Here is a 23,362-nt window from a genome sequence, read left to right on the forward strand (position 1 = left end):
GCAACGCCCCGTGACCGCCGTCTCTGGAACGGGACGCGGCGGGCGATAGGAAAGGTCTTTGAGTCCACGAACGTTCGATCCGGTATGACCGACGTGGAGGACACGTTCTACACTAGAGACCGCTGGCAGAACTGGATCGGCCGCGTGGCCGAGGAGGACCTCGATCCGGAGAACGAGGATTCGGCACGACTCCTGCTCAACCTGCAGGACGACGCCGCCATCGCCGTCGCGAAGATCATCAGCGCCCACGAGGACGGCCGACTGGACGACGACGAGGCCGTCGCGGAACTGGCCGACGTGCGCGACATCGTCCTCGACGACGTCGAGTTGGAGGACGAGGAAAAGCGGATGCTGGTCGACGGCGTCCAGACGAGTCTGGTCTGTGTCTTCTACGCGGCCGAGGAGTTCATCTCCGCTGGCGTGGCCGAGGAGGGGACGATCGAGGAGTACGTCCACGCCGCCGCGGACGCCGAGGCCAACGAGGACCTCGACGCCGCACTCGGCTACCTCGTGCAGGCGGGCACGCGCATCATCGACGGCGACGAACTCGACATCGCGCTCGTGGAGGATCTGGAGTACGGCCTCGTCTCCGAGTGGGTCAACGGCCTCGACAGCCTCCAGAGCGCGATGAGCGATCCCGAAGTCGTCGAAGAGGACGAGGACGAAGACTGATACTCGGGCCGGCACCCTTTTGAACGCTGGTGGCAAAAGCCGGCTATGCGATTCCGGGACGACCGGCGCGCCGCCGCCCTCCAAGTCGGCGCCATCCTCCTCCTTGGCTTTCTCGTCATAGGCTTGTCACTCTACCAGTCGACTGTCGTCCCCGATCAGAACGAGCGTGTGGAGTTCAACCACAACCAGCAGGTCCAGGAGAGCCTGCAGGACGTACGCAATGGGATTCTACGGACTGCGGCCGCCGAGCGCACCAGTCCGACGACGGTGCCGCTCGGCACGCGCTATCCGACCCGGATCGTCGCGGTGAACCCGCCACCCTCCAGCGGCCGCCTCGCGACCGATTCGGGGGGTGCCGTGACGCTCGTCAACGCCACCGCGGTCAACGACGAAACGGCTGACTACTGGAACGGGACGAACCGATCGTACGCGAGCCAGCGGCTGACGTACGACCCCGACTACAGCGTCTATCAGAACGCGCCACGGACCGTCTACGACGACACCGTCCTCTACAACGAGTTCGACGGCGGGAGCCGGGCGGTGACCGGCCAGCTCCTCCTCGAGGGGAACCTGATCTACGTCGTCGCGCTGAACGGCTCGCTGGGCCGGAGCGGGACGCAGGCGGTGTCGGTCAGCCCCACGCCCGTCAGCGCGAGCGATCGGACCGTCGCGGTCAACGGCAGCGACATCGACATCGAGGTCGATACGGACCTCCCGGAGGACGAGTGGGAGCGCCTGCTCGAAGACCAGTACGAGTCGAACGGCGGGCGGATCGCGGGCAACGCGAGCGGCGTGACGGTGAGCGGGGGCACCCTGACCGTCGACCTCGTGTCGAACCGCACCTATCGCCTGCGGATGGCGAAAGTCGGGGTCGGCACCGGGATCACGGACACGACGGAGCGGTATCTGACGGTCGTCGACGGCGCCGACAGCGTCACCACGGGCGGCACCCGTCGGATCGTCCTCGAGGTTCGGGACGGCTACAACAACCCCGTCTCCGGCGTGACCGTCGACGCCGCCGTCGACGGCGAGGGATCGATCCCGCCGAGCGAGCAGGAGACCGTCTCCGACGGCGACGGTCGGGTCGTCTACGAGTACGACGCGCCCGACTCGAGCACCGGCGGGATCGTGACCGACCGCCTCAACTTCACGTTCGACACGCCCGCGGACCGGCCGGACTTCAGCGGCGAGGAACCGGAGTCGGTGCGGATCAACGTGACGGTGGTGGCGAGCGGTGGCGGTGGCGGCGGCGGGGCCGGCCCGAACGCCATCATCGACACCTTCGACGACCGCGATCTGAGCGAGTACACCGGCAACACCGGCGTCTTCGACGTCGGGAACCAACAGCTCCGCTCGGAAGGATCGGGCCGGATCTACTCGAACGTGGGTGACGGGCTCGACAACTACCCCTCGCGAGGCGACACCATCCAGTTCGAGTACGAGAACCAGCAGGGCAACGTCGGTCGGTTCCAGTTCGGCCTCGACGACGGCGGCAGCGGCGGCTACCAGCTCGTGATGAACGCCGGCCAGCCGCTCACGCTGGAGAAACGTGGGACCGGAAAGAGCAGCACTGCAAGTGGGACGCTACAACAGAACACGAACTACGTGATCGAGATCGAGTGGGGCCCGGGGAGCGATATCGTCGCCACGGCGTACGAACAGAACGCTGACGGGACGAAGGGGACACAGGTGTCGTCGGTGACGCTGGGCGACAATCGGGACGACAGCGGGGGGATCGGCTTCTCCGTCGGCGGTGCCGGGAACGTCTTCGACGAGGTCATCCTCGTCTGACCGGGACGGCCAGTATCACGGCCGATACTGGTAGCCGCACATTGATACCCATCCACCGGCTATCGGGGGACGATGGACGACCGCGCCCAGTCCGAAGCGGTCGGCTCTATCCTCGTCATCGGTCTCGTCGTCGTGGTCGTCGGGATCGCCGGAGCCGCGGCGCTGGGCCCGCTCACGTCGGGGACGGACACCGTCCGGGCGGAGATCACCGGCGATATCGGGACCGGCGGGATCGACATCTCCCACCAAGGCGGCGACGCGCTCCCGAGCGCGGACCTCCGCCTGATCGTCCGAGTGAACGGGAGCGAGACGGGTCTCGACTGGGCGGACGGCACGCTCTCGGGGGGCGACGACGCGTTCGACCCCGGCGAGGGGTGGCGCGTCAGCCGTGACTACCACGCGGACAGCGTCGTCGCAGTAACGCTGATCCACGAGCCGTCGAACACGATCCTGTTCGACACCGAGCGGAGCCCGGCGAGCACGGATCCGGTCGTCGCCGACCGGGGCGGGAACCTCGGGGCCAGGGACAGCGAGGGGGCCGTTTCGGGCGGGACGAACCGCGGGGACGACGGGAACGGAGCGGACGAATCCATCGCGGTCGGGGTCAACGACCTGACCTATCTCGACGGGGACGCCCCACAGTTCGTCGTCTCGTACGACGTAGGGTCCGTGAACGACTCCTTCGACCGGGTGGAAGTGGAGTTCGACGGCGAGGACGCCGACGACCGGACACTGAGCGCCGACCGTCCCCGCGGAAGCGTCGGGTTCCTCGGCGACTACGGCGCCGACGAACCGTACACGATCACGATCCGAACGTACGACGACGACGGCAGTGTGGGTCGGAACCGAACGATCACGGACCGGGCGGACACGGAGGATCGGTTCGGTGGCGACCTGAGCGAATCCGACAGCCCGACGCTCGACGACGATACGACGATCACCGATGAGAGCGATCCGGAGACCGACGAGGTCCAGTATCGCTTCGACTACGAGGTGGAGACGGAGGGGAACTTTGGGGGCGTGGTCCTCGGGATGGTCAACCGGAACGGAAACGGCGACACGGTCGTCTATCCGCCCGAGTGGGAGTGGAGCGACGGCGAGGTTGCGACCCTGGATACGGCGGATGGCGAGGAGACGCTCGATGCGGACTACCGGGCCGAAACCGAGTACAAGCTAACGATCCTCGTCTTCGACGACGAAGGGGCCGTGGTCGACACACTGAGGGTGTTCGACGAAGCCGACGGTGAGGGAGTTGAGTGTGAGGACGGCGGGGACGACTGCGACGAGGGCGATGACGATGATGACGGCGACGATCCAGGGAACTCCGGCTCGGCACCGGGACGGAACAAGTGATACCCGGCCGCAAAAGACACCCTCGTCCACGAGGAAACCCGCACGAATGTCGCTGACGACGCGCTTGGTCGCACTCGCCGGAACGGGACTGCTCACCGTGAGCGCCCTCGCCGCCTGCGCGGGCGTCGCTCTCGTCGGCTGGCTCCTAGTTGCGGGGCCGACCGCCCCCCGCGTCATGGCCACGATGGTGGCTTTCGGCCTCGCCCTGAGCGCCGGACTCGCCGGCGTCGTGGCCCGCAAGCACGCAGCCGGGACCCTCCTCCCGTCCGACGTCGACCTGTCGGTCGGATTCCGCGGCGGCCAGGGCGGGCTGTAGGGGGTCGATCCCCGGCTCGTCCCTCGCCGCTCCGCTTCGAGGTCTCACTCCCGCCGGTCGTTCGACCTCGCTTCCGCCGAACCCGTATTTCGACGTCCGACGTATCCAGCATCGACAAACCCATATAGCGGCTCCCGCTACCCGAGGGTATGACAGCCGTCGGCATCGACGCAATCGAAATCTGGACGGGGAAACTCGCCTTGGACCTGGCCGAGACGTTCGCGCCGGCCAAGGACGACAACCCGGAGAAGTACACGAAGGGGCTGGGGCTGCGGGCCTCCTCGTTCCCGGACACCTACGAAGACATCGTCACGATGGGCGCGAACGCGGCCAAGCGTCTGATGGACCGGAAGGGGCTGGAACCGGACGACATCGGCCGCATCGACGTGGCGACCGAGAGCGCGTTCGACAACTCCAAACCCGTCTCGACGTACATCGCCGGCTGCCTCGAGGACGTCTACGACGGCGACTTCCATCACGCGAACAAGGGCGAACGGAAGTTCGCCTGCGTCGCGGCCACCCAGAGCGTCGACGACGCGTACAACTGGATCAAGGCGGGACGGAATCGCGGGCGTGCGGCGCTGGTGATCGCCACCGACACCGCGCTGTACGCACGGGGTGACCCCGGCGAGGCCACCCAAGGTGCGGGTGCGGTGGCGATGCTCGTCGACGAGGACCCGTCGCTGGTCGAGATTTCGACCGAGCAGGGGTACGGTAGCGCCGACGAGACGGACTTCCTCAAGCCGAACCAGCAGTTCCCGAGCGTCGACGGCAAGCGCTCGGTGAAGGTCTACCTCGCACGGATGCGCGAGGCTTTGGAGGACTTCGAGAGCGTTGCCGGGCGAACCCACCCCGACGACTTCGCGTACATCCCCTTCCACACGCCGTTCCCGGGGATGGTCCGGAAGGCCGCGCTGCTCGGGTTCCGACACATGACCCGCGACACCGACATCGAGGACGGCCTCGAAGGAGAGATCGGCCGCCAGCCCCGCCAAGACGACTACGAGGACTGGGACGCCTACGAGGAGGCCATCCGGGAGTACATGGACCTGTTGAAGGAGACCGACACGTACGACACGTGGTACGCGCGGGCCATCGACCCGACGCTCACGCTCTCGCGACAGGTCGGGAACTGGTACACCGGCTCGGTCCACGTCGCTCGCGTGAGCGCGCTCAAGGCCGCCGCGGAGACGGGACGGGCGCTCTCCGGCGAGCGACTCCTCGTCGGCTCTTACGGCTCCGGCGCGCAGGCCGAGATGCACGCAGAGACCGTCGCCGACGGCTGGCGCGAGGAGGTCGAGGCGCTCGACTTCGAGGAACAGCTCTCCCGGCGCTACGACCTGAGTTTCGAGGAGTACGGCCGCGTCCACGACGCACACAACCACGAAAAAGAGCGGGAGCGCGAGGAGTTCACCGTCCCGAGCGGCGAGTTCGTCTTCACCGGGTGGGGGCGGATGAACGAGCGGACGTACGAGTACGTGGAGTGAGGGCCCCGGCGGTCACTCCGTCGAGTTGCGCTTCGGCGCGCGGTCGGTGATGGCGCCCGCCAGTTCCACGTCCGATGGGTCGATCTCTCCGTGTTCCATCTTCGCGCCGCGGAGGTCGACGAAAGCGAAGTTCGCAGAGCGGAGGTCGGCGTGGGCTCGGCGTCGTCGAGGATCGCTCTGCTCGGGTTGGCCTCGTCGAGGGTAGCGCCACCCGAGCTCGACACCCCGGATCGATCACACGTGCGTGGTTCGTACCGGCGGCGGTGCCTACGGCAAGGCCCGCAACTCCGCCAGCACCTCGTCGAGGTCGCGCGTCGACGTGGCGAGCGCGAACCCGTCGATGCGGGCGAGTTCCGGGGCGTACTCCCAGAGGTCGTCCGGGGTGAGGCCGTGGAGCACCACTGCGTTCGGCGTCGGATTCACGACCCGGAGCGCGACCAGCGGCGACTCGCCCCGAGTCACGTCGGTGAACACGAGCGCCCGGTTCGTGCTCTGCCCGTAGAGACGGTAGAACTCCTCGCTGGGCAGGCGAGTGATCGCCTCGATGCTGTTGATGACCGTGTGACCGCTGACGTGGTCGTGGTCGCTCTCGACCACCTCCGTCGCGTCCAGCGCCTCGTAGAGGCGGTCGATCGGGACGGAAGTGGGATACTCGCGGAGGTCGTGGACGATGTCGCTCTCGAAGCCGGCCGAGATGACGCGGGCGTACTGGCGGATCCGACCGCCACCGCGGGCCTCGTCGATGTCGAGTAGCGCCCGGACGATCCGGCTGACGACGCCGATACCCGGGCTCTCCCGTCGCCCGCTCTCGTAGTCCGAGATGACCGACGACGAGACGTCGAGTCGGTCGGCGAGTTTCGTCTGTGAGACGTCGAAGTCGGTTCGCCACTTCCGGAGCGTCGCGCCGGGGTTGGAGCTGAGCGTTATCTCGCCGGCGATGCGTCTGGCGAGGTCGTCGCGGGGTTCGTCACTCATTTCTCGGCCACCACCCGTGGGACCACACCATACCCGAATCCGGGGCGGTGACCGCAAAAGGCTACCGGAACGGTCGACTGGGCCGTGGATTCAAGCCGTTGACGCGCAAGGATCATCCATGCCCTCGACCGTCGTCCACCTCGCCGTCGGCGGTATCGTCGCTGCCGCCTTGCTGGGCGACGACTTCGACCGGCGATCGGTCGCCGTCGTCCTCGCCGCGACGGCCGTTCCGGACCTCGACACCTTCGCCGGGCTCTACCTCCAAGGCACACACCGGGCGCTGTTGCACACGTTACTCCTCCCGCTCGCCGCCGGCGCGCTACTCGCCTACGACACCCGGGTTCGGGAGACATCCTGGCTCCGCGACCACTGGGGTGGGCGCGGCGTCCACGTCTCGTGGGTCGCCGTCGCCGCACTGCTGTTCGGGGGCGTTCTCCCCGACCTGATGACCAACGGCGTGAACGCCTTCTACCCGCTGTACGACCGGTTCCTAACCGTCGACGGCGAACTCCTGCTGTCGAATCAGCGGGGGGTCGTCCAGACGTTCGTCGACCTGTCGCCGCCGGAGAAAGCGCCGTCGACGACCCAAAACACCCACTACTGGACGGGTGTCGACCCGTCGCGGGGCGACGAACCCGAGGACGTCGAGCGGATCTTCCCGGTCGTCCGGTCGGGGTTCCAGACGCTCGTCGTCCTGCTCGGCGCGTTCACGCTCGGTGCGCGCTTCCGGGACCGCTGACCCACGCCGCGGTTTGATGTGACTGTGGCCGTTACGGGGTGCGATGGCCTCCGACACCACGCTCCTGTGGCTCCGACGTGACCTCCGCCTCCACGACAGTCCGGCGCTCGTCGCCGCGGCGGACGCCAACCGCCTCCTCCCGGTGTACGTCTTCGACCCCCGCCGGTACGGCACCGCCGCGTTCGGGGGATCGGCGTCGTTCGAGTACCCGAAAACCGGCGGACGTCGGACGGCGTTCCGGACCGAGGCAGTCGCCGACCTCCGTGCGCGTCTCCGCACCCGAGGGAGCGACCTCGTCGTCCGGGTCGGCAACCCCGAACGCGTCGTCGCCGACCTCGCCGACCGGATCGACGCCGACGTCGTCCACGTCCACACCCGACCGACGCCGGAGGAGCGGGCGACCGAACGGCGAGTCGAGACCGAACTCGACGCCCCGCTGGATCGCCACTGGGGGCACACGCTGTACCACCCCGACGACCTCCCTGACGACGTGGCCGATATCGACGACACGTACACACCCTTCCGGAAGTCGGTGGAGTCGTCGGCGTCGATCCGGGAGCCGCTGCCGATCCCGTCGATCCCCGACCGACCCGGCGGGGTGGACGCGGGAGAGCTCCCCGACCCCGCGGCCCTCGGCATCGAGGCCGACCCCATCGACGACCGCGCGGCCCTCGCCTTCGAGGGCGGCGAGTCCGCCGGACTCGACCGACTCGACGAGTATCTCTGGGAGACTGACTCGCTACGGGAGTACAAGGAGACTCGAAACGGTCTGCTCGGCCGGGACTACTCCTCGAAGTTCTCGCCCTGGCTGAACGAGGGCTGTCTCTCGCCGCGGCGGGTGCACGCCGCGGTCGACGAGTACGAGAACTGCCGCGTCGCCAACGACTCGACGTACTGGCTCCGGTTCGAACTGCGCTGGCGGGACTTCTTCCAGTTCCAGTTCGCGAAGCACGGCACGACGCCGTTCGCGCCGGGTGGCATCCGCCGGCGGGAGATAGACTGGCGGAACGACGAGGACGCGCTGGATCGGTGGAAGCGAGGGGAGACGGGGATCCCCTTCGTCGACGCCACCATGCGGGAACTGAACGCGACTGGCTACATGTCGAACCGGGGCCGGCAGAACGCCGCGTCGTTTCTCGCGAACGATCTCCGGATCGACTGGCGGCGGGGGGCGGCCTACTTCGAGATGCGGTTGATCGACTACGATCCGGCGTCGAACTACGGCAACTGGGCCTACGTCGCGGGCGTGGGCAACGACTCGCGAAACCGCTCGTTCGACGTGCTCGGACAGGCGAAGCGGTACGACCCGGAGGCGGCGTACGTCCGGCAGTGGCTCCCCGAACTCGCCGATCTGCCGGCGGCCCACGCCCACGAACCGTGGCGTGCGACCGCCGAGGAACTGGCGGCACACGGGGTCGAACTCGGCGTCGACTACCCGCGTCCGATGGTCGACCCCGAGGCGTTGGGATGAGCGATCACCGGTCGGCGGACGCGGACGGTGTGGACCGCTGTGGCGTCGTGTACGTCCACGTGGAGGTCCGCGACGGGGAATCCGACACCCAAACGGCAGTGATAGCGGCTCCCGAAGGGTCGACGCTCCGGGACGTGCTCCGCGACGCCGGCTACTCGCCGTACACGCGGGTCACAGCGGTAGCAGCGCGGAAGCCCACCCCTTCAGGGGTGGGAGGAAGCGCGTAAGCCACACTACATATCAACCGATAATCTGTATTGCTGACTCTCCCATATATTCAAAAATATCAATAAAGAGTAGCTAGTACTGTGATACAAATGGTGTGGGAGATAACTCGAACCGTGCGGGTTCGACTCGATGTGCCTGACGACCGCAAGAGTGACCTCCACGCCACCAACACCAAATTCCAGTACTGCGCCAACCGTACGAGTAACTGGGCGTGGCGCTATCCCGACGAAGACTGCATAACCAGCAAAAGCGAAGCTGAAAACGCCATTTACGACGACCTTCGGGAAGAAACTGATTACCTGCACGCAAATCTTGTTCAGAAAGCTATCAAACGCGCCACCAACGACATCGACAACTGCGTGGACAGGCTTGCAGAGAGTGAAAACACCAGCAAGCCAGAGTACGACACGTTCAGCATTGTCTACGACAAGCGGGCCGCCACCTACTACCGCGACAAAGTCAGTCTCGCTACGGTCAACGGCAGAGTCGAATGCGAGTACGACCTGCCTGACGACCCTGACGGCACGCCACATGGCGAGTACCTGCTGAACGACGACTACGACTTCTCGACGAGCACTGTCCACTACGACAGCGAAGCCGACGAATTCTACCTCCACGCGGCGATGGAAACGGAAGTTGACACGAGTAGTCCTGAGAAAGCTGAGGATTCGAAAGTCCTCGGCGTGGACTGCAACGTTGACGATCACATCGCCGTTACCTCAACAGGAGAGTTCATCGGCAACGCTGATTATCTGAATCATCAGCGCCGCGAGTTCGAGAAACGCCGCGCTAATCTTCAACAGACTGGGACGGAAGCAGCCCACTGGACGTTCCAACGTCTCGGAGACAGGTTCGGACGGTGGAGTGAGGATTACTTGCACCAGTGTTCGAAGGAGCTGGTCGCTGAAGCCCAGCAACACGGGTGTACGCACATCGCGTTCGAGGACTTAGAGCAGATCCGGGAACGTATTAGCGATGGCAAGAAGTTTCAGCAGTGGGCGTTCCGTGCGCTCCAGAACCAGACAGAGCACACGGCCAAATCTGTCGGCATTGTGGTTGAGAAGGTAGAGCCACAGTACACGAGTCAGCAGTGTTCGAAGTGTGGCTGTACGCTTGAAGAGAACCGTGACGGCCAACACTTCGACTGTTTAGATTGCTCGTACACGGTGAATGCGGATTATAACGCGGCGAAAAATATTGCGCGGAAGTTAGCGGTGAAACTCCAGCGGGGGCAGAAGTCCCCTGCTGGAGGGGCGTTCTGTCAGTACGCCCTAAAGCTGGGGGTGATGACGGTGAACGCTACTGACGTGGCGTCCGACACCCCTGTTCGGCAGAACGAGAGTCCACCAGCAAGCCCACCCCTTTAGGGATGGGTCACTGACGGAGCGGGCGAACTGCGGTGGTCGGGGGCTGTGTGCCACCTGTGGCGTCCGACTCGACGACGGACCCGCACCCGAACACTGGCACGACACCCTCGCGGCGCGCTGGGGGTATCCACGGCTCTCCTGTCGGGTGACGCTCGACCGGGACGTGCGGGTCCGGATCCCCGAGAAGGTGCTCTGGGGTGGACGGGAGGGGTGAGCGCGGCGATCAGGCCGGATACCCGTCGACGTCGGTGCCGATGAGGTAGGTGCCGATAGTCAGCAGTGCCGTCGCGACGACGGGCAACAGGTCGACAGTGAGGCTAGTTCCGGGGAAGACGGCCGGGAGGAAAGCGACCGTTCCCACGACGAGTAGGACGAGACCGATCAGGCTGCGCTGTGTGAACCCGAGCATATCACACCGCTCGTACCCCAGTCACATAATTGATTGCGCTTTCGTCCGAGGAACTACCGGCCGTACTCGTGACCCAGGACGAGTGCCGCGGCGTTCGTCGCGAGGAGGCCGACGAAGACGGCCAACTGCTGGCCTTCGAGGCCGCCGACGAGGAGGGGAACGTAGAGGAAGGGGAGCGCGACGGCGGCCCAGAACGCGACGAAGCGGAGGGGTGCGGCGACGACGGCCAGACTCCGGCCGAGGGGCTGTGTGTCGACGAGTTCGTTCAGACGGGGCAATCGATCCATCGGGGCGGTCGGGGACGAGTTCGACATCGGGGACACCTCGTCTTACCCCTACACCCCCGAACCCATATACCCCGACGAGCGTTGCCGTCGTTTCGGGGATTTTCATGCCCTGTGTGCGTGGCTGCGGCCAGCTACTTCGATGGCTTCTCAGCAGCTCTAAAATTTTATAACACCCTCTCACTTTTTTATTCTAATTCCCTAGAGTGGATCTAACGATCCCCCTCGACGACCGGCGCCGCAACCGCGAACCGGTGTTCTCTTAATGACGGTGACGCGTATGGCATGACGAACGTTCATGTCGAATTCGAGTGCCACCACGGAGCGGCAAGTCGACAGCAATCTGTTCATCACCGTCTCTGGGCCGCCGGGGTGTGGTGCGACGACGCTTACGGAGGGACTCGCCGAAGCCCTGGACTGTGGCTACGTCATCGGCGGCGACATCTTCCGGGACCTCGCCGACGAACACGACCTCTCGCTCCAGCAACTCATCGCCAAGGCCGAGGAGGACGACGAGATCGACCGGGCACTCGACCAGCGTCTGCGCCGGATCGCCGAGGAGTGGGGGGCCGCGAACAAGGCGTTCATCCTCGAATCGCGACTCGCGGGGTGGGTGGCGGGCAACCGCGCCGACCTGCGCATCTGGCTCGACGCACCGGAGGAGGTCCGGATCGAGCGACTCAGCGACCACGAGGTGAACTACGTGATCGAGCGCCCCGAGGAGCGCACGCCGGAGGACGTCGGCGGTCTCAAACGGCTCAGCGACCAGGAGGAGGTCGGTGCGCTGATGCGTGTCCGCGAAGTGAGCGAGGCCGGGCGCTACGAGAGTTACTACGGGATCGACTTGGACGACCGCTCGTTCTACGATCTCGCCTTGAACACGGCGCGGTGGGACGCCGACACCGTCCTCGACATCGTGCTCTCCGCGGTCGAGGGGTACGTCCCCGAAACGGACGAGGGCGCGTTCACGACCAGCGACGTGGACGTGTAGTTCACTCGTCGGCGTCGCTCCCGTGGCCGGTGACCGCCGACCGGAGGAGGGGCAGTTCCCGTCGGATCGCCCGCCGCTTGACGAGCACGAAGCCGAGGAAGACGAGTGCGAAGCCGCCAGCGGTCGCGAGTGAGAGGCGTTCGTCGAGGACGAGCCACCCCGCGAGCGCGGCGAAGACGGGGGCGACGTAGGAGACGAGGTTGATCTCGACGGCACCCAGGCGTTCGAGCAGGTCGAAGTAGATGAGAAAGCCGAGCGCACTGGCCGCGAGCGACAGGTACGCGAGCGCGAGCAGCCCTTCGATCGAGACGGTCACGTCCGAAAGCGACTCGCCGACCCCGAGCGCGACCCCGTGCATCAGGAGCGCGCCGCCGACCATCGACCACGCCTCCATCGTCTCGATCGGCAGTTCGGCGTCGATCCGGCGGACCAACACCGACCCGAGCGCGAACGCGGCCGCCGCGCCGAACACCAGCAGTTTCGCGACGACGCCCCCGGCCAAGAGCGCGTTCGGGTCTGGTCGTGCGATGACGACTACGCCCGCGAGTCCACAGCAGAGCCCGACGACCCCGACGACGCTCAGGCGTTCGTCGGGGAGGAACGCGCGGGCGAACGCCGTCGTCAACACGGGGCTGAGACTGACGATGACGGCGGCGGCTGCGCTGGTCACCGCAGGGTCGGTCTCGCCGACGAACAGCAGGACGTGGTAGCCGGCGATCAGGAGCGTCGACCCGACGGCGACGAGCGCCCACTGGCCACGCTCCCGTGGCACGGGGTCGTCGACGACGCGGACCGCGTAGGCGAGCATGACGACCCCGGCCACGTCGTACCGGACGGCCGCGAAGAGGACCGGCGGGAAAGAGTCGAGGCCCACCTTGATCGCCATGAACGCGGATCCCCAGACGGCCGCGAGCGAGAGGAAGAGCGCGAGGTTTCGGTAGCGACTCACGGCCTCCGTCGGGCCGACGGCCCACTCAACGTTACGGTTCGGATCGCCGCCGCTCGTCGCGGACTGCGCGCAACACGTCCTGCCGGGCGACGATGCCGACCAACTCCCCGTCGTCGACGACGGGCAGCCGGTTGATGTCGCGTTCGTCGTCCGCCAACAGATCGAGGATCGTCTCGAGGTCGGTGTCCGTGGCGACCGTCACCACGTCCGCCGTCATCACCTCGCGGATCGGCCGGCCGGCGTTTCTGGCTAGGTCGATTCCGAGGTCGAGGTCGTCCCACGACACGTCGACCGCGTAGGTCAGCGTCTGGGTGAACGGCGGGAGGCCGACCGGGAGCCACAGCGTCCGGTCCTCGGTCTGGAACAGGTGGACCAGGTCGTGTTGGGTGACGATGCCGACGACGCGACCGCCGGCCTGTGGCCGGCCGTCCGAGGACCGTGACTCCTCGTCGTCGACGACCGGAAACCCGTTGAAGTCGGCGCGTGCCAGTCGGCCGAGCACCTCGCTCACCTCGTCGTCCGGGGCGACCGTCTCGACGTCCGTCTCCATCAGGTCGCGGGCAGTGAGAGCCATGCGCGGTACGAGGGCCGTCGCCCGGGTAGGTGTTGCGGGCCCGCCACCGTCGCCGTCGCCATCGATTAACGGGACGGGACACATGGTCGGGTATGGCTCTACTGACACGATCCGGTGTCGAGACGGGAGTCGAACCGCAGTCGACCGTCCGGTGGGCGGGCGAGTCTCCCGCTCAGGTTGGTGAAGGGAGATGATCGGGGCTCCCCTCCAGACGGGAGGCGGCGAGGTCGGCGTCGTCGGCGAGTACCTCACCGACGTCGGGATTCCCCCCGCGCTGGCGGGCGCCATCGGCTCCGCGGCCGTGTTCGCCGTGGTATCCGTGGCCCTCTACGCCCTCGGAACGAGGATCGCCGTCCCGTTCGTCGACGGCCTACTTCGTCGTCGTGGGGTCGATGGCCACGCCCGGAAGCCGTTTCGCGTGCTCAGTTACGCGGTTGTCGTCGTGGTGGCGCTCGGCCTCGGGTTCGCGCTCGCGGGCTACGGAAACATCCTTATTGCCCTGTCGACGGTCGGGGCGGCCGCCACGCTCGCAGTCGGGTTCGCGCTCCAAGACGTGATCAAGAACTTCGTCGCCGGCGTCTTCATCTACACCGACCGGCCGTTCCGTACGGGCGACTGGATCGAGTGGGAGGGTAACTCCGGGTTCGTCGAGGACATCGGCCTCCGTGTGACCCGCGTCCGGACGTTCGACAACGAACATCTGACGGTCCCCAACCTGCAGTTGACAGACGGCGTGATCAAAAACTACGACACGAACGGGACACTCCGGCTCAAGTTCACGTTCCGCATCGGCCTCGAGGACGACATCGACGAGGCGATGTGCCACATCATGGACGCCGCCGACGCCGAGGCGGAGATCCTCGACGACCCCGAGCCGTCGGTCAAACTGATGGAGATCAACGAGGCGTCGTTCGACCTCCAGAGTCGGATCTGGATCCGAGATCCCGGCGACTCCGACTTCCTCGGAATCCGGGGGCGGTTCGTCAAGGACGTCACCGACCGCTTCGAGGCGGCGGGGATCTCGATCCCCTACCCCCACCGGCGCGTCGAGGGATCGATCGATACGTCGCCACCGGGCGACGCGGGGGCCGTCTCCGACGACTGATCGCCGCTCGCGCGTCGGCGCGGGTCGAGTCGGTGGTGGACGACTTCCGCCGTACGTTTAAGTACCCCGACACCAAACGGCTCGTATGGCCGTTCACGGCCGTCCGACGCTCCGTGACCTGTTCGACGACTCGCCCACGCCCCACATCGCGCACCCGCCGCGCACCCACCACCGACACTTCTACGTCGCCACCGACGGTTCCTATCGGAGCGACGGCGGCGGCCTCGGGGCGGTCATCGAGGCACACGACGGGACGCGCGTCGCTCGCCTCTCGCTGTCCGACGCGCCGCCCGACAACAACGTCGCGGAGTATCGGGCGCTCCACCTCGGACTGGACGTCCTCGCGGCCCGGACGCCGCCGGGGTCGCGGGTCGGCGTCCTCGTCGACCACGACGACCTCGCGGCGAACGTCAACCACGCGGTCCTCGCCGCCGGCGATCCGGAGTGGGAGCGGACACATCCGGTCTCGGTCCCGTCCCGAAGCGAGTTCCACTGGCGGGGCATCCGCGCCCGGATCGGCGACTTCGACGAACTCCGGGCCGCCCGCATCGACGGCCGTGCCAATCCGGCACACCCGCTCGCGAACGCGCCCGAACAGTACGCACACGTCAACCACCGAAGCGACCGGTGTGTGATCCCCACCCTCGGCGACGGTCCGGGCCGACTTGAGGGCGCCGACGGGACCGGAACCGAAATCCCGCCGCCGTCGCGGACCGAACGACGCGCCGGCGACTGACCTGCGTTACGCGTCGCGTTCCTGTGCGTCGACGACGGCGACGCCGGCCAGGTTGACGATGTCCTTGACCTCGTCGCCCCGCTGGAGGACGTGGACCGGCTTGTCCATGCCGACGAGCATCGGGCCGATGGCGTCGGCGCCGCCGAGTCGTTGCAGGAGTTTGTAGCCGATGTTCCCGGCTTCGAGGTTGGGGAAGATCAGCACGTTCGCCGGATCCTCCAACTCCGCAAAGTCGTACGTACCCTCGAGGATGTCCTCGACCACCGCGGTGTCGGCTTGCATCTCGCCGTCGACCGGGAAATCCACGGTGACGTCCTTCCGGAGCATCTCGGCGGCCTGCCGGGGTTTGCGCGTTCCCGCGTTGTCGACGCTCCCGAAGTTCGAATAGGAGAGGAACGCCGCCCGGGGCTCGACGTTGAACCGCCGGGCCAACTCCCCCGTGTGTCGACCGATTTCGGCCAGTTCGTCGGCTCCGGGGTCCTGATTCACCGTCGCGTCGGCGACGAAGATAACCTGATTGCGGAAGGTGAGCATGTACACGCCGGCCGCGTAGTCGGCGTCCTCGGCCGTGCCGATCACCTGTAGGGGCGGGCGCAGCGCGGAGGGGTAGTGGTGCATCAGCCCCGTCAACATCGCGTCGGCGTCACCCACCTCGACCATCACGCTGCCGAGGTAGTTGCCGTCGCGGACGAGTTCGCGCGCCTCCCGGCGCGTGACGCCCTTGCGCTTGCGGAGTTCGTACAGGCGGTCGGCGTAGGCGTCCAGTTCGTCCGCCTCGGGGTCGACGACTTCGGGATCGAAGTCGAGGCCGAGATCGTCTCTCGTCCGTCGAATCCCGTCGCGGTCTCCGATCAGAACGGGGAGCGCGATCCCCTGTTCGGCGATCTGATAGGCCGCGCGGATCATTTTCTCGTCGTCCCCCTCGGCGAGGACGACGCGCTTGGGGTCGGTCTTGGCCTTGTTGAGGACGACCCGCATCATCTCACGGGACTTGCCGAGGCGGGCTTCGAGGTCCTCGACGTACGTGTCGAGGTCGAGCGACCGGCGGGCCGCGCCGCTGTCCATGGCCGCCTCCGCGACGGCCGGTGCCACCTCGAACATCACCCGTGGATCGACCGGCTTGGGGAGGATGTACTCGGGGCCGTACTGGAGGGGTTGATCGCCGTAGGCCTTCACCACGGCGTCGGGCACGTCCTGCCGGGCGAGGTCTGCGAGGGCGCGGGCGGCGGCGACTTTCATCTCCTCGTTGATCTCGGTGGCGCGAACGTCCAGCGCACCCCGGAAGAGGAACGGGAACCCGAGGACGTTGTTCACCTGGTTGGGGAAGTCAGAGCGCCCGGTGCCGACGATGACGGTGTCGTCGCGGGCCTCCTTGGCGTCGTAGTAGTCGATTTCGGGTTCGGGGTTGGCCATCGCGAAGATGATCGGGTCGTCGGCCATCGACCGCACCATCTCGGGGCTGACGATGCCGCCGACCGAGAGGCCGATGAAGGCGTCCGCGCCCGCCATGGCGTCGGCCAGATCACCGGCCGGCCGGTCGCTCGCGAACCGCGCCTTGTACTCGTTGACGTCGCGGTCGGTCGTGATGATGCCCGTCGAGTCACACATCGTGATGCCGTGCCGGGGGACGCCCAGCGAGACGAGGAACTCGGCGGTCGCGATTGCGCTCGCGCCCGCCCCCGAGAGAGTCACCGACAGGTCTTCGAGCTCCTTGCCCGCGATGTCCGCGGCGTTGACGAGGCCGGACCCGATGATGATCGCGGTACCGTGTTGGTCGTCGTGGAACACCGGGATCGACATCTCCTCTCGGAGGCGCTCCTCGATCTCGAAGCAGTCGGGGGCCTTGATGTCCTCCAGGTTGATGCCCCCGAAGGTCGGTTCCATCGCCTTCGTCGCGGTGACGACGTCCGCCGGATCGTCGAAGTCGAGTTCGATGTCGAAGACGTCGATGTCCGCGAACCGCTTGAAGAGGACGCCTTTCCCCTCCATCACCGGCTTCGACGCCTGCGCGCCGATGTCGCCCAGGCCCAGGACCGCGGACCCGTTGGAGATGACGCCCACCAGATTCCCCTTCGCTGTGTAGTCGTAGGCGAGGTCGAGGTCGTCGTGGATGTCCGAACACGGCGCGGCAACGCCGGGGGAGTAGGCCAGACTCAGATCCCGCTGGGTGTTCGTCGGCTTGGTCGTCGAAATCTCGATCTTTCCGGGAGGGTCCTGCCGGTGGTACTCCCTGGCGTCGTCGTCGAGTCCCATGGCCGCGACCACAAGTGGGGTAGACAAAAAGCTATCCGTGGTACGTCGATCAACCGATCGATGATCGTCGACTCCCGCGTTCCCACACATCAACGTTTGGGGTCGTTCCCCGTAGCCGGGAGGGTTCGGACAGGCCTAAGTGCACCCGGTCCCGAGCGCGCGTATGAGCCTTCGCGACTGGGTCACGTTCCCCCGTTTCGCCGCGTTCACGACGGGTCTGACGCTCAGCCTCGTCATGCTCGGCATCTACACCGCTGCGACGGGGTCGGGACTGGCCTGCTCGGCGCAGTGGCCGCTCTGTGATGGCGGCCTCCTCCCCCAGACCATCCCGAGTTTCATCGAGTGGTTCCACCGCCTGGTCGCCATGGTGACCGGATGGTTCATCCTCGGCACCGCGCTCTGGTCGTGGCGCCGGGACGGGGTCGAGGAGCGACTCACCGCGACGCTTTCCGTGGTGTTGCTCCCCCTCCAGATCAGTATCGGGGCCGTGACCGTCACGCTGAACGGCTTCCTGCCCTCGGGCTACTCGGCCCCGACGCAGGGTGCACACCTCGCCGTCGCGCTCACCATCTTTTCGCTGCTCGTGTGGACGACGCTGTCCGCCCGGAGCGAGGACGGCCCGGTCCTCGACCGGATCCGCCGGGCGCTCGCCGTCGCCTTTGGCGCGGTGATCGCGGGCGCGTTCGTCAGCCGCGTCTTCGCACCCATCCCGTACGGACCGGCCGTGCAAGCGGTCTTCTACGGCGCGTCGCTCGTCGCCGTCGCCGCCTTGCTCGCGGCGACGCGGTGGCTCGCCGCCTCGCCCGTCCCGCACCTCCGCGTCGCCACCGCCACGGCGCTCGCCGCCCTGTTCGTCGCGATGCTCCTCGGTCGCGACCTCGTCTTCTACACGTCGACCGTTCGCCTCGTCAACGCGGGGGCGTTCCTGGTCTCGGGGGTCGTCATCGCACTCGCGGCCGTCCTCGCGCGGCGGGCCCGGTCAGACGACGACCCGGCGGGGTCGGTCGCCGGCTAGAACTCGGTGACGACTTCGACGCCCGTCGTCCCGTAGTCGGTCATCGCCGCCAGCCGATCGGGGACGTCGTCGAGGGTCACTTCCCGGCGAACGAGTCGACCGGGCTCGATCGCCCCCGACTCGAGCAGCCCGAGCAACTCGTCGTACCGCGTCGGCGGCATCCCGCGCACCCCCTTGAAGTCCGCTTCCATCATCGCCATCCGCTCGACGGGGAGCGATACCTCGCCGCGCTCCTCGTCGGTCGTCAACCCGACTTGGAGGTGGGTCCCGCGCCGACGCAACGAGAACACCGAGTTCCGGCAGGTCTCCGCCACGCCCAGTGCGTCGACCGAGACGTGTGCGCCGCCGTCGCTCGCCGCCCGAACCTCGCCGGTCACCTCGCGGCCCGAGCGTCCGGCGGCGTTCACGACGGCGTCGGCACCGAGGTCGCTCGCCAGGTCCAGCGCCGCGTCGCGGATGTCGACGGCGACGACCCGCGCGCCGAGGGCGTCCGCGACGTGGACCGCCGAGAGCCCGACTCCACCACAGCCGTGGACGGCGACCCAGTCGCCACCTCCGACCCCGCCGCGGGCGGTGAGGGCGTGGAAGGCGGTCATGAACCGACAGCCCAGCGCCGCCATGTCGCGTGCGGCGACGCCGTTGGGCAGGCGCATGGCGTTGTAGTCGGCGTGGGGGACGTGGACCTCTTCGGCGAACGCGCCCTGCGCTTCGGGCTGGAAGCCGAGCGCGAGGCCGTCCTCGCAGACGTTGCCGTGACCGCACAGACACTGGGGACAGGAGCCGTCGCCGAGGTTGAACGGGACGGCGACGCGGTCACCCTCCGCGACGGTCCGGACCCGGTCGCCGACGGCGACGACGCGACCGGCCGGTTCGTGACCGAGGATCTGCCCGTCGGACACCCGATCACCGACCCACTCGCCGTGGCCCTGCCAGGCGTGCCAGTCGCTCCGACAGACACCACAGGCCTCGACGGCGACGACGACGCCGTGGGGGGACGGATCGGGGCAGTCGACGTCTTCGATCTCCAGCGGTTCGCCGTGGTCCCGGAGCACTGCGGCGCGCATGGCGGACCCGACGGCGCGGCGGGGCAAATAGCTACATGAAATCCGAGAGACCGGCCTGGCCGTCGTCCTCGTCGGCGTCGGCGTCGTCTTCGGCATCGGACTCGACGTCGCTCCCCGCCGGGTCGTCGCCCTCACCGTCGACCGCCGGCGCGTCTCCGTCCCGTTCCCCGTCGCCGAGCGTCGACCGCCCGCCGAACGCCCCCGACTCCTCGACCATCGCCGACTCGCGCAACTCCTCGGCGTCGGCGACGATGGACGCCACCTTGTTCGTCGTCTCGCCACTGCCGGTGACGAAGGAGACAGCCGCCTCGTCGAAGTCGTAGTAGGCGGCCATCGCCACGGTCAGGTCGCGGGGCTTGCAGTGGTGTGTCATCGCCGCGATGAAGGGGAGTATCTCGCGTCGCGCGGTGGCGATGCTGAACCCGCCGCGCTCGGCGACCGCTTGGACCACCTTGTCGGCCGTCGCGTCCGACGAGGGCCAGAACTGCGGGCGAGCGAAGCGGGTCCATCCCCCCTTCGATCCGTCGCGGGCGGCAGCCACCCCGCCAGCGAGGGCGTCGGTCGCGTACCGCCAGTAGCCGTACTCCTGGCTCGCGCGCACCCGGCCCAGCCACCGGTCGGCGTTCGCGAGGTGGTCGTACGCGCGGGCGAGTTCCGCCCCGTCGTACACCTTCGGCGCGTTCTCGGCGACCCACTTCGTCAGGTCGTCCGGTGTCTCGTCGACGCGGTAGGCCGACTGAATCGCCTCCTCCGCCGACTCCTCTTTCAATACCGCGTCGAGGAAGGGAAAGACGTCGAGACTCCGGTCGCGGTCGCTCGTCACCACGTCGTCGACGGTCAACGTGCGGTCCGCCTCGGCTGCCGCCTGGAGGTCGTTGACCGCCGACCGCAGGTCGCCGTCGTTCACCTCCGCGATGCGGTCCAGTGCGTCGGCGTCGAAGTCGACCTCCTCGCGCCGACAGATGTTCCGCAGCACCGGGACGATCGACCGTGCGGAGACGTCCCGGAACTCGATCTCCCGACACGCGTTCCGCAACCCCCGGCTCATCTCGTAGTAGTCGTTGGCGATCAACACGATCGGCTGATCGGCGTCCTTGACCACGCGCGTGATGGCGCTCGCGCCGCCGCGGTCGTAGTTGCCGTGGATGTTGTCGGCTTCGTCGAGGATCACCAGTTGTCGCCCGCCGGTGTCGTCCGCCCCCGTCGATCCGGCGAGGGTCGCGTTCTTCGACGCCCGGCCGGCGAACCGCTCGATCACGTCCGCGGTGCGCTGGTCGGACGCGTTGAGTTCGACCGTCTCCCACCCCATGTCGGCCGCCAGCGCGTGTGCCGCGGAGGTCTTGCCGACGCCGGGACGCCCGTGGACGACGACCGCCTCGCCGTGGTCGTCCCACGTCTCTCCCCACTCGGCCAGCGCGTCGCGTGCCTTGTCGTTCCCCCGGACGGCCGACAGCGTCGACGGTCGGTACTTCTCCGTCCAGTCGGTCATTACTGGAAGGTGGTACGAGGTGCGTTTAGTGGTTGCGGAGCGTCACTCCTCGCTCAACCCTTTCAGGTCGAGTCGCGGAGCGAACCCCTCGTACGCGCCATCGCTGGAGACGATTGTGGCGCCGTCGGATTCGACGAGATGAAGCGCGTCGAAGGGTGTGAACCCGTGGTCTTCGACGTACATCGCCGCCGCAACAACGGTATCCACGTCGCCGCGAACGTCGACGAGACTCGCGGCGTTCGTGACCACCCGCTCGGTGTCGCGTTCCTCGCGGTAGGCGACCATCAGGAGTTCGATGAGGGTGAACTGCGATGTCCACAGTTCGTCTCGGTAGTTTCGATACACCGTCTCGGCCGCCTCGCCTAACCAGTCTTCATCCTTGATGAGTGCGAGCAGGAAGTCAGTCTCGGCGTACATTCAGCGCCCGGCCTCGTCTACCGCCGCTTCGCGCGCTCGTTCCCTGAGTTCACCGGCCGTTTTCTCGATGTCGGCGAACTCGTCTCGAAGCGCGTCGAGGGGGTCGTCCGCGACCGGAATCAGCTTGATTCCGTCGTGAAGTTCGACGATGTGATAACGGTCTCCATGCCGCTCTCGCATCTCTTTCGGGAGTGTCAGACGCCCCCGGTCGTCGAGCGTCACATCGGACATGCTGTGTCGTACGATGGGTACAGTAAAAAGAGTTCCCCAGAATCATAGGTCTACCCATCACATCGTCTCGACTCGTGCCTCGTCTGTCGGGGACGAGCGGTGTCGCCAGTACACACGAGATGCACACGATTTGGCTGACTACCCCGTCCAGTTGGTCATTACCGGTCGAAGGTGTGTAGCGCGTTTAGTGGTTGCGGAGCGGATGTCTCGGTACGGGGGAGCGATCAAGCGCCCGCTCTCGGGCAGTAGCGCCGGAATCGGTCCACGATCGAACCATAACCTTATCGGATGGGCGTCCCAACGGCGGGGTGACCGCGGCCTACTTCCCCCCACCAAACTGGCACCCCAGTTCGAACGCGAGACGATCGCCGTTCGGGGCCGCGGTTGCTTTTCACTCCTCGTCGGCCGGCGAGCGGCGGCCCGGCATCGAACCGAGGTTCCTTTACGTCGGCCGCGCGGACGACTCCGGCATGGATCGTCGTACGTTTCTCGGTGCCGCCGGGATGGCCGTCGTCGCGGGCTGTTCGAACGGTGGGTCGTCCCGATCCGAGGCGACCGGGACACCGACGCCGACGCCGACGCCGACGCCGACCGGGACGGGATCGGCCGACTTCGCGTTCGAGGGCGTCGACGCGCCGGACGAGGTGGAACTGAACGATCCGTTCTCCTTCGCTATTAGAGTCCGAAACGCCGGCTCCGGGCGCGGGACGTTCACCTCCGTGTTGAGCACGAAAGTCGACGACGGCGAGTGGCGTGCGTTGGGGGGGAAGGTCAGCATGACCCTCGACGGTGGCGAGTCGGGCGTGTGGGAGAGCCCCGACCTCACGCTGCGGTATCTGTCGACCGTCTCCTTCCGACTCGACGCGATCGACGAGACGTGGCGTACCGACGTGGTTCCCAAACGCCTCCCGTTCGGCGAGAGTTACACGACGCCGAGCGGGCTGCTCCTCTCGATCCTCGGCGGGAGTTTCGAGTCGACGTATCCGGACGAGGACGGCACGCCGGCCCCCGACGGACAGGTGTGGGCGGTGATGCGCGTCGACGTACGCAACTCGCGCCAGGAAGTACAGCCGACCCCGGAGGCGTCGACGTTCACGCTCGACGTCGACGGGGACGAGCGCGAGATGGATCAGTCGGTGACGGACGACCCCTACGAGGACGGCAGCCTCGCCGGTCGCGGCGGTCGGCGCGGGGATCTGGTGTACGCCGTCCCCGAGGGGACGGCCGCCGACGACGTGTCGGTGACGTGGGGGCAGTCGACGGACCGGGGGGAGTTGCGGGCAATCTGGGGCGCGTAGGTGGCCGGGCCCGCCGCCGTGTTCGACCCCGTGTAATCCCGGTGTGGGGTGCTCGTCCGGACCGAGGGCTCGCAGGGTGTGATCCCTCTACCGGACTGCCGTGCCGGGATGGGTATGTCCGCGGCCGATTGGAAACCCCGTTCAGGTC

The 23,362-nt window shown here is 67.2% G+C and carries 23 protein-coding genes and 2 pseudogenes; 15 read left to right on the forward strand and 10 right to left on the reverse strand.

Features of this window, described 5'->3' with window-relative positions:
• Positions 1–84: 84 nt before the first annotated feature.
• The 5 genes from NBT81_RS10280 (at position 85) to hmgB (ending at position 5,619) form a co-directional block, all read left to right on the forward strand.
• Positions 85–672: a DUF2150 family protein gene (locus tag NBT81_RS10280; protein ID WP_338738189.1), complete on the forward strand. Its 588-nt coding sequence runs from the start codon at positions 85–87 to the stop codon at positions 670–672.
• A 45-nt stretch (positions 673–717) separates the two neighbouring features.
• Positions 718–2,463 (forward strand): hypothetical protein, encoded by a 1,746-nt coding sequence (locus NBT81_RS10285; RefSeq protein WP_338738191.1) that lies wholly within the window; start codon positions 718–720, stop codon positions 2,461–2,463.
• 72 nt (positions 2,464–2,535) lie between these two features.
• Positions 2,536–3,816, forward strand: coding sequence for a type IV pilin (locus tag NBT81_RS10290; RefSeq protein WP_338738193.1), 1,281 nt, complete (start codon positions 2,536–2,538; stop codon positions 3,814–3,816).
• Between the two features lie 46 nt (positions 3,817–3,862).
• Positions 3,863–4,132 (forward strand): hypothetical protein, encoded by a 270-nt coding sequence (locus NBT81_RS10295; RefSeq protein ID WP_338738195.1) that lies wholly within the window; start codon positions 3,863–3,865, stop codon positions 4,130–4,132.
• Between the two features lie 149 nt (positions 4,133–4,281).
• Positions 4,282–5,619 (forward strand): hydroxymethylglutaryl-CoA synthase, encoded by a 1,338-nt coding sequence (gene hmgB / locus NBT81_RS10300; RefSeq protein ID WP_338738197.1) that lies wholly within the window; start codon positions 4,282–4,284, stop codon positions 5,617–5,619.
• 267 nt (positions 5,620–5,886) lie between these two features.
• On the opposite strand, the gene NBT81_RS10305 is transcribed toward hmgB, so the two are convergent.
• Positions 5,887–6,594, reverse strand: a complete 708-nt coding sequence (locus NBT81_RS10305) for a helix-turn-helix domain-containing protein (RefSeq protein ID WP_338738199.1) — start codon at positions 6,592–6,594, stop codon at positions 5,887–5,889.
• Between the two features lie 118 nt (positions 6,595–6,712).
• Between NBT81_RS10305 and NBT81_RS10310 the strand changes: the two genes are divergently transcribed.
• The 5 genes and pseudogenes from NBT81_RS10310 to NBT81_RS10330 all read left to right on the forward strand — a co-directional run.
• Positions 6,713–7,333 (forward strand): metal-dependent hydrolase, encoded by a 621-nt coding sequence (locus NBT81_RS10310; protein ID WP_338738201.1) that lies wholly within the window; start codon positions 6,713–6,715, stop codon positions 7,331–7,333.
• 43 nt (positions 7,334–7,376) lie between these two features.
• Positions 7,377–8,804: a DASH family cryptochrome gene (locus tag NBT81_RS10315; RefSeq protein WP_338738203.1), complete on the forward strand. Its 1,428-nt coding sequence runs from the start codon at positions 7,377–7,379 to the stop codon at positions 8,802–8,804.
• Positions 8,801–9,031, forward strand: a complete 231-nt coding sequence (locus NBT81_RS10320) for a hypothetical protein (RefSeq protein WP_338738205.1) — start codon at positions 8,801–8,803, stop codon at positions 9,029–9,031. Before NBT81_RS10315 ends, NBT81_RS10320 begins: the two co-directional genes overlap by 4 nt.
• Positions 9,032–9,121: 90 nt before the next feature.
• Positions 9,122–10,413, forward strand: a pseudogene (locus NBT81_RS10325) (RNA-guided endonuclease InsQ/TnpB family protein).
• Positions 10,410–10,613 (forward strand): annotated as a pseudogene (locus NBT81_RS10330) (2Fe-2S iron-sulfur cluster-binding protein); the annotation flags it as partial. The pseudogenes NBT81_RS10325 and NBT81_RS10330, both read left to right, overlap by 4 nt.
• A 9-nt stretch (positions 10,614–10,622) precedes the next feature.
• On the opposite strand, the gene NBT81_RS10335 reads toward NBT81_RS10330, so the two are convergent.
• A complete protein-coding gene (locus tag NBT81_RS10335) occupies positions 10,623–10,808 on the reverse strand; it encodes a hypothetical protein (RefSeq protein ID WP_338738208.1) in 186 nt (61 codons plus the stop codon).
• A 53-nt stretch (positions 10,809–10,861) separates the two neighbouring features.
• Positions 10,862–11,122, reverse strand: a complete 261-nt coding sequence (locus tag NBT81_RS10340; RefSeq protein WP_338738210.1) for a hypothetical protein — start codon at positions 11,120–11,122, stop codon at positions 10,862–10,864.
• A gap of 268 nt (positions 11,123–11,390) precedes the next feature.
• Between NBT81_RS10340 and NBT81_RS10345 the strand changes: the two genes are divergently transcribed.
• On the forward strand, positions 11,391–12,083 hold the full coding sequence (locus NBT81_RS10345) for an AAA family ATPase (RefSeq protein WP_338738212.1): 693 nt from the start codon (positions 11,391–11,393) through the stop codon (positions 12,081–12,083).
• Between the two features lies 1 nt (position 12,084).
• On the opposite strand, the gene NBT81_RS10350 is transcribed toward NBT81_RS10345, so the two are convergent.
• The gene (locus NBT81_RS10350; protein WP_338738214.1) at positions 12,085–13,032 is read right to left on the reverse strand and encodes a DMT family transporter; all 948 of its coding nucleotides are present in this window, start codon (positions 13,030–13,032) and stop codon (positions 12,085–12,087) included.
• 31 nt (positions 13,033–13,063) lie between these two features.
• Positions 13,064–13,606: a CBS domain-containing protein gene (locus tag NBT81_RS10355; protein ID WP_338738216.1), complete on the reverse strand. Its 543-nt coding sequence runs from the start codon at positions 13,604–13,606 to the stop codon at positions 13,064–13,066.
• 190 nt (positions 13,607–13,796) lie between these two features.
• Here NBT81_RS10355 and NBT81_RS10360 point away from each other — a divergent pair, with 190 nt between their 5' ends.
• Positions 13,797–14,711, forward strand: a complete 915-nt coding sequence (locus NBT81_RS10360) for a mechanosensitive ion channel family protein (RefSeq protein WP_338738218.1) — start codon at positions 13,797–13,799, stop codon at positions 14,709–14,711.
• An 85-nt stretch (positions 14,712–14,796) separates the two neighbouring features.
• Positions 14,797–15,447: a ribonuclease H gene (locus NBT81_RS10365; protein ID WP_338738220.1), complete on the forward strand. Its 651-nt coding sequence runs from the start codon at positions 14,797–14,799 to the stop codon at positions 15,445–15,447.
• 6 nt (positions 15,448–15,453) lie between these two features.
• On the opposite strand, the gene NBT81_RS10370 is transcribed toward NBT81_RS10365, so the two are convergent.
• The gene (locus tag NBT81_RS10370) at positions 15,454–17,700 is read right to left on the reverse strand and encodes an NADP-dependent malic enzyme (protein ID WP_338738222.1); all 2,247 of its coding nucleotides are present in this window, start codon (positions 17,698–17,700) and stop codon (positions 15,454–15,456) included.
• Positions 17,701–17,863: 163 nt separating this feature from the next.
• Here NBT81_RS10370 and NBT81_RS10375 point away from each other — a divergent pair, with 163 nt between their 5' ends.
• Positions 17,864–18,715: a COX15/CtaA family protein gene (locus NBT81_RS10375; RefSeq protein ID WP_338738224.1), complete on the forward strand. Its 852-nt coding sequence runs from the start codon at positions 17,864–17,866 to the stop codon at positions 18,713–18,715.
• Here NBT81_RS10375 and NBT81_RS10380 read toward each other — a convergent pair.
• From NBT81_RS10380 to NBT81_RS10395, 4 genes are read right to left on the reverse strand one after another with little or no spacing between them, the layout of a single operon-like run.
• A complete protein-coding gene (locus NBT81_RS10380) occupies positions 18,712–19,779 on the reverse strand; it encodes a zinc-dependent alcohol dehydrogenase family protein (protein WP_338738226.1) in 1,068 nt (355 codons plus the stop codon). The genes NBT81_RS10375 and NBT81_RS10380 overlap by 4 nt on opposite strands.
• A gap of 31 nt (positions 19,780–19,810) precedes the next feature.
• Positions 19,811–21,268, reverse strand: a complete 1,458-nt coding sequence (locus tag NBT81_RS10385) for a replication factor C large subunit (protein WP_338738228.1) — start codon at positions 21,266–21,268, stop codon at positions 19,811–19,813.
• A gap of 42 nt (positions 21,269–21,310) precedes the next feature.
• Complete coding sequence (locus tag NBT81_RS10390) at positions 21,311–21,685, reverse strand: PIN domain-containing protein (protein WP_338738230.1); 375 nt, start codon at positions 21,683–21,685, stop codon at positions 21,311–21,313.
• Positions 21,686–21,916 (reverse strand): AbrB/MazE/SpoVT family DNA-binding domain-containing protein, encoded by a 231-nt coding sequence (locus tag NBT81_RS10395; RefSeq protein ID WP_338738232.1) that lies wholly within the window; start codon positions 21,914–21,916, stop codon positions 21,686–21,688.
• Positions 21,917–22,386: 470 nt separating this feature from the next.
• On the opposite strand from NBT81_RS10395, the gene NBT81_RS10400 reads away from it, so the two are divergent.
• Positions 22,387–23,214: a hypothetical protein gene (locus tag NBT81_RS10400; RefSeq protein ID WP_338738234.1), complete on the forward strand. Its 828-nt coding sequence runs from the start codon at positions 22,387–22,389 to the stop codon at positions 23,212–23,214.
• Positions 23,215–23,362 lie beyond the last annotated feature (148 nt).

The sequence above is a fragment of the Haloplanus sp. CK5-1 genome (genome assembly GCF_037201915.1).
Classification (GTDB): domain Archaea; phylum Halobacteriota; class Halobacteria; order Halobacteriales; family Haloferacaceae; genus Haloplanus; species Haloplanus salilacus.

Bases quoted from the DNA above. Each gene is read 5' to 3' on its own strand.
- NBT81_RS10345 (WP_338738212.1), top strand. From the start codon at position 11,391: ATGTCGAATTCGAGTGCCACCACGGAGCGGCAAGTCGACAGCAATCTG.
- NBT81_RS10280 (WP_338738189.1), top strand. From the start codon at position 85: ATGACCGACGTGGAGGACACGTTCTACACTAGAGACCGCTGGCAGAAC.
- NBT81_RS10385 (WP_338738228.1), bottom strand. From the start codon at position 21,268: ATGACCGACTGGACGGAGAAGTACCGACCGTCGACGCTGTCGGCCGTC.
- NBT81_RS10395 (WP_338738232.1), bottom strand. From the start codon at position 21,916: ATGTCCGATGTGACGCTCGACGACCGGGGGCGTCTGACACTCCCGAAA.
- NBT81_RS10285 (WP_338738191.1), top strand. From the start codon at position 718: ATGCGATTCCGGGACGACCGGCGCGCCGCCGCCCTCCAAGTCGGCGCC.
- NBT81_RS10335 (WP_338738208.1), bottom strand. From the start codon at position 10,808: ATGCTCGGGTTCACACAGCGCAGCCTGATCGGTCTCGTCCTACTCGTC.
- NBT81_RS10365 (WP_338738220.1), top strand. From the start codon at position 14,797: ATGGCCGTTCACGGCCGTCCGACGCTCCGTGACCTGTTCGACGACTCG.
- NBT81_RS10290 (WP_338738193.1), top strand. From the start codon at position 2,536: ATGGACGACCGCGCCCAGTCCGAAGCGGTCGGCTCTATCCTCGTCATC.
- NBT81_RS10390 (WP_338738230.1), bottom strand. From the start codon at position 21,685: ATGTACGCCGAGACTGACTTCCTGCTCGCACTCATCAAGGATGAAGAC.
- NBT81_RS10400 (WP_338738234.1), top strand. From the start codon at position 22,387: ATGGATCGTCGTACGTTTCTCGGTGCCGCCGGGATGGCCGTCGTCGCG.
- NBT81_RS10375 (WP_338738224.1), top strand. From the start codon at position 17,864: ATGAGCCTTCGCGACTGGGTCACGTTCCCCCGTTTCGCCGCGTTCACG.
- NBT81_RS10370 (WP_338738222.1), bottom strand. From the start codon at position 17,700: ATGGGACTCGACGACGACGCCAGGGAGTACCACCGGCAGGACCCTCCC.
- NBT81_RS10355 (WP_338738216.1), bottom strand. From the start codon at position 13,606: ATGGCTCTCACTGCCCGCGACCTGATGGAGACGGACGTCGAGACGGTC.
- hmgB (WP_338738197.1), top strand. From the start codon at position 4,282: ATGACAGCCGTCGGCATCGACGCAATCGAAATCTGGACGGGGAAACTC.
- NBT81_RS10315 (WP_338738203.1), top strand. From the start codon at position 7,377: ATGGCCTCCGACACCACGCTCCTGTGGCTCCGACGTGACCTCCGCCTC.
- NBT81_RS10340 (WP_338738210.1), bottom strand. From the start codon at position 11,122: ATGTCGAACTCGTCCCCGACCGCCCCGATGGATCGATTGCCCCGTCTG.
- NBT81_RS10360 (WP_338738218.1), top strand. From the start codon at position 13,797: ATGATCGGGGCTCCCCTCCAGACGGGAGGCGGCGAGGTCGGCGTCGTC.
- NBT81_RS10305 (WP_338738199.1), bottom strand. From the start codon at position 6,594: ATGAGTGACGAACCCCGCGACGACCTCGCCAGACGCATCGCCGGCGAG.
- NBT81_RS10295 (WP_338738195.1), top strand. From the start codon at position 3,863: ATGTCGCTGACGACGCGCTTGGTCGCACTCGCCGGAACGGGACTGCTC.
- NBT81_RS10380 (WP_338738226.1), bottom strand. From the start codon at position 19,779: ATGCGCGCCGCAGTGCTCCGGGACCACGGCGAACCGCTGGAGATCGAA.
- NBT81_RS10320 (WP_338738205.1), top strand. From the start codon at position 8,801: ATGAGCGATCACCGGTCGGCGGACGCGGACGGTGTGGACCGCTGTGGC.
- NBT81_RS10310 (WP_338738201.1), top strand. From the start codon at position 6,713: ATGCCCTCGACCGTCGTCCACCTCGCCGTCGGCGGTATCGTCGCTGCC.